This window comes from Actinomadura darangshiensis (genome assembly GCF_004349235.1).
GTDB lineage: Bacteria > Actinomycetota > Actinomycetes > Streptosporangiales > Streptosporangiaceae > Spirillospora > Spirillospora darangshiensis.
Genome location: NZ_SMKY01000519.1, coordinates 1 through 3,350, shown reverse-complemented (window position 1 = coordinate 3,350; position 3,350 = coordinate 1). Strand labels below are relative to the sequence as shown.

Sequence of the window (3,350 nt, the reverse complement as noted above, 5' to 3'; positions counted from 1 at the left end):
GTCGTCCCCGGCCAGGCGTGGCTGATCCAGGAGGGCCCGCTGGACGGCGACCGCCTGGTCTGCGAGTTCCGCTACGAGGGCGCCGGCACCGCCGGGATGCACGCACTGGCCGTCCGGCTGTCGCACGGGGACGTCCCGTCCGAGGTCGTGGTCGTCGGGGACGTCCCGGCGCTGATGGCGGCGGCGCGGCAGGCGATGCAGGCCGAGCTGTGCGTCGTCCAGCCGTACGACGCGGCGGCCGTCGGAGCGAGGCTCCGCGCCGCGTTGAACGGCGCGGTTGCCGGGGGGAGTGGGGGGTCGTCCCCCCACCCGAGACAAAGCACGGAGCCTCTGCCCGAGGCGTGCTACCCGGCGCTGGCCCTGGCCCGGCACCGGGCGTCGCTGCTGCCCTAGCGGCCGAGGGCCCGGTAGCGGCGGACCGACAGCGGCACGAACACCGCGGCGATCACCAGCGGCCACACGACCGCCATCAGGACGCTGTGCTGCGCCGCCCACGATCCGCCCGTCACGGGCGCGCCGAACAGCTCCCGGCAGGCCGTCACCGTCGCCGACATGGGATTCCACTCGGCGACCGCGCCCAGCCAGCCGGGCATCGTGCTCGGCGCGACCATCGCGCTGGACAGGAACCCGATCGGCCACACCAGGACCTGGATCGCCATCACCGACTCCGGCCCCTTGGCGATCAGGCCGAGGTAGACGCCGAGCCAGACCAGCGAGAACCGCAGCAGCAGCAGGAGCCCGAGCCCGGCGAGGGCCTTGCCGGCGCCGTCGTGGACGCGCCAGCCGATCAGCACGCCGCAGGCCGCCATGACCGCCAGGGCGACGACCGAGTGCAGCATGTCGGCGGTGGCCCGCCCCACCACCACGGCGGACGGGGACATCGCCATCGAGCGGAACCGGTCCGTCACGCCCTTGGCGGCGTCGCTCGCGACCGCGGCGAACGTCGTCTCGACGCCGAACGCCATCGTCAGCGCGAACATGCCGGGGACGATGAACGCCCGGTAGTTCCCGCCGCCGGGCACGTCCATCTGGCCGCCGAACAGGTAGCCCATCATCAGCACGACCATCACCGGGAACAGCAGCCCGAGGACGACCTCGCCCGGCTGCCGCGCCCAGTGGGCGAGGGCCCGGCCGGTCAGGGTCCGCCCGTCCGCGACGGCCCACCGCATCGTCTGCACGCTCACGCGTTTGCCCTGTGAGGGGACGACCCCCCACACCCCCCGGTTCGCTTCGCTCATAGGGGTACCTCCTTCTCTTCTGTGAGGTGCAGGAACACCTCGTCCAGCGTGGGGCGGCGCAGCCCGATGTCGGCGACGGCGACGCCCGCGTCGTCCAGCGCCCGGACGGTCTCGGTCAGCGCGGCGGCCCGTCCGGACACCGGCGCCCCGACGCGCAGGGTCTCGGCGTCGGCGTCCACCTCGCCGGCCGCGACCTTGGCGACGATCTCGGCGGCCGCCGTGAGCGACGCGGGGTCGTCGAGGACGACCTCGATGCGGTCGCCACCGAGCCGCGCCTTGAGCGTGTCGGGGGTGCCCTCGGCGATGACGCGGCCGCGGTCGATCACCGAGATGCCGGACGCGAGCCGGTCGGCCTCCTCCAGGTACTGGGTGGTGAGCAGGACGGTCGTGCCGCCGTCCACCAGGGCGCGGATCGCGCCCCAGACCTCGTTGCGGCCGCGCGGGTCCAGCCCGGTGGTCGGCTCGTCCAGGAACAGCACCGGCGGCGCCAGGATCATGGACGCCGCCAGATCGAGGCGCCGCCGCATGCCGCCGGAGTACCGCCCGGCCGGCCTGTCCGCGGCGTCGGCCAGCCGGAACCGCTCCAGCATCTCGTCGGCCCGCCGCCGCGCCTGCTTGGCGCCGAGGTGGTGGAGGCGGCCGAACATGACGAGGTTCTGCCGCCCGCCGAGCACCTCGTCGACCGCCGCATGCTGCCCGACGAGGCCGATCCGGCGCCGCACCTCGTCCGCCTCGCGGACCACGTCGTGCCCGGCGACGCGGGCGGTGCCGCCGTCCGGCCTGGCCAGCGTGGTCAGGACGCGGACGGCGGTGGTCTTGCCGGCGCCGTTCGGGCCGAGCAGCCCGTGCACCGTCCCGGCGGGGACGCTCAGGTCCAGTCCCGCCAGGGCCTCGGTGTCGCCGTAGCGCTTGCGCAGCCCCTCGGCGACGACCGCGAACCGTGCTTCGGTCACCCGTCCTCCAAACTATGTACACAGTACGGATTTACCATCGCGGCCAATATAACGTACGAAGTACAGAGTTTCATCCCTGAGAGGATCGGCGGGTGACCGAGTACAGCGGGGGCGGCGACCCGAGGCGCAGTCTGGAGCTCCTGTGGGGCGTGCAGGGAAGGCCCAGGCGCGGGCCCAAGCCGCGGCTGACCGCGGAGGAGATCGTCCGCGCCGCGATCGAGCTGGCCGACGCCGAGGGCCTGGACGCGCTGTCCATGCGGCACATCGCCGACGAGCTCGGCGTATCCCCCATGTCGATCTACACCTACGTCCCCGGCAAGGCCGAGCTGATCGACGTCATGGTCGACCGCGCGTTCGGCGAGCTGACGCCGCCCTCGCACGACACCTGGCGGGCACGCCTGGAGCACATCGCCCGCGACAACTGGGCGCTGTTCCACCGCCACCCGTGGATGCTGCGCGTCGCCCTCGTCCGCCCGCCGATGGGCCCCAACCTGATCGGCAAGTACGAGTACGAGCTGCGCGCCGTCGACGGCCTCGGCCTCACCGACCTGGAGATGGACTCGGTCGTCGCGCTCGTCACCGGCTTCGCCGAGAGCGCCGCCCGCGTCTCGGTCAACGCCGCCGAGGCCGAGCGCCGCAGCGGCATGAGCGACGCCGAGTGGTGGGAGGCCGGCGCCCCCTTTCTCGGCGCGTTCGTCGACGAGGCCGACTACCCGCTCGGCACCCGCGTCGGCAAGGCCGCCGGGCAGGAGTACAACGCCGCCGTCGCGCCCCGCCGCGCCTTCGACTTCGGCCTCGCCCGCGTCCTGGACGGCATCGAGGTGCTGATCAGCTCCCGCTAGCCCGCTTGGTCCGCTTCGTCGGGACGGCCCCCGCGGGGTCCTCGGGCCACGGATGCTTCGGATACCGCCCGCGCAGCTCGGCCCGGACCGCCCGGTAGCCCTCCCGCCAGAACGAGGCCAGGTCCGCGGTGACCGCCGCCGGGCGTCCCGCCGGCGACAGCAGGTGCACGACCAGCGGCACCCGCCCGCCCGCGAGCGCGGGCGCCGCGTCCCACCCGAACAGCTCCTGCAGCTTCACCGCGAGGACGGGCCGCTCCCCCGCGTAGTCCACCCGGATCCGCGACCCGGACGGCACCTCGACCCGCTCGGGCGCGTAC

4 protein-coding genes and 1 pseudogene are annotated in these 3,350 nt (G+C 74.1%); 2 read left to right on the top strand and 3 right to left on the bottom strand.

The features are described 5' to 3' along the window. Positions 1-393, top strand: a pseudogene (locus E1293_RS45750) (hypothetical protein); the annotation flags it as partial. Here E1293_RS45750 and E1293_RS45745 read toward each other — a convergent pair. Both E1293_RS45745 and E1293_RS45740 read right to left on the bottom strand, forming a co-directional pair. Continuing rightward, positions 390-1,238 carry an ABC transporter permease gene (locus E1293_RS45745; protein ID WP_424923735.1) on the bottom strand — a complete coding sequence of 283 codons (849 nt, stop codon included), beginning with the start codon at positions 1,236-1,238 and terminating at the stop codon, positions 390-392. The pseudogene E1293_RS45750 and the gene E1293_RS45745 overlap by 4 nt on opposite strands. Continuing rightward, positions 1,235-2,191 carry an ATP-binding cassette domain-containing protein gene (locus E1293_RS45740; protein ID WP_132206223.1) on the bottom strand — a complete coding sequence of 319 codons (957 nt, stop codon included), beginning with the start codon at positions 2,189-2,191 and terminating at the stop codon, positions 1,235-1,237. The genes E1293_RS45745 and E1293_RS45740 overlap by 4 nt, the downstream gene beginning before the upstream one ends. Positions 2,192-2,283: 92 nt before the next feature. Between E1293_RS45740 and E1293_RS45735 the strand changes: the two genes are divergently transcribed. Beyond that, positions 2,284-3,033, top strand: coding sequence for a TetR/AcrR family transcriptional regulator (locus E1293_RS45735; RefSeq protein WP_132206221.1), 750 nt, complete (start codon positions 2,284-2,286; stop codon positions 3,031-3,033). Here E1293_RS45735 and E1293_RS45730 read toward each other — a convergent pair. Then, a partial coding sequence (locus tag E1293_RS45730; RefSeq protein WP_279473368.1) for an ATP-dependent helicase C-terminal domain-containing protein occupies positions 3,020-3,350 on the bottom strand: 331 nt, incomplete at its 5' end. The two genes, E1293_RS45735 and E1293_RS45730, sit on opposite strands and share 14 nt — an antisense overlap.

What these genes read in the sequence shown, in the direction of transcription:
- E1293_RS45745 (WP_424923735.1), bottom strand. Translation starts at nt 1,238, where the DNA reads ATGAGCGAAGCGAACCGGGGGGTGTGGGGGGTCGTCCCCTCACAGGGC.